Source organism: Helicobacter pylori (assembly GCF_001998165.1).
Classification (GTDB): domain Bacteria; phylum Campylobacterota; class Campylobacteria; order Campylobacterales; family Helicobacteraceae; genus Helicobacter; species Helicobacter pylori_DL.
Genome location: NZ_MTWR01000183.1, coordinates 1 through 291 on the forward strand (window position 1 = coordinate 1; position 291 = coordinate 291).

The 291-nt window shown below is 33.0% G+C and carries 1 pseudogene; it reads left to right on the forward strand.

Annotated features, from left to right (window positions below):
- Positions 1-291 (forward strand): annotated as a pseudogene (locus tag BZK24_RS08805) (hypothetical protein); the annotation flags it as partial.

Genomic DNA, 291 nt, shown 5'->3' on the forward strand with positions numbered 1-291 from the left:
CATAAATGACAGCGTTTATACTTTTCTCTCTAGGTATAAAAAGGGTATCAGCCTGAATAACATTATCGCTCAAATCATGCGAGAGCAAATCAGGATTAAGCCCATTATCACTATTAGAGAAGGAAGCCATATTTTTATTAGTCCTAATACGGATATTTGGTTTCCTATCCCTAAAAACAATGAAGTCTTAGCGAAACTCTTAGAGCATAAGATCGTAAAAATTGGATTAATTATTGTGATTGTGTTAGCTGGGTTTTTTCTTTTTTACGAACAAGAAATCAAAGAAAAAGC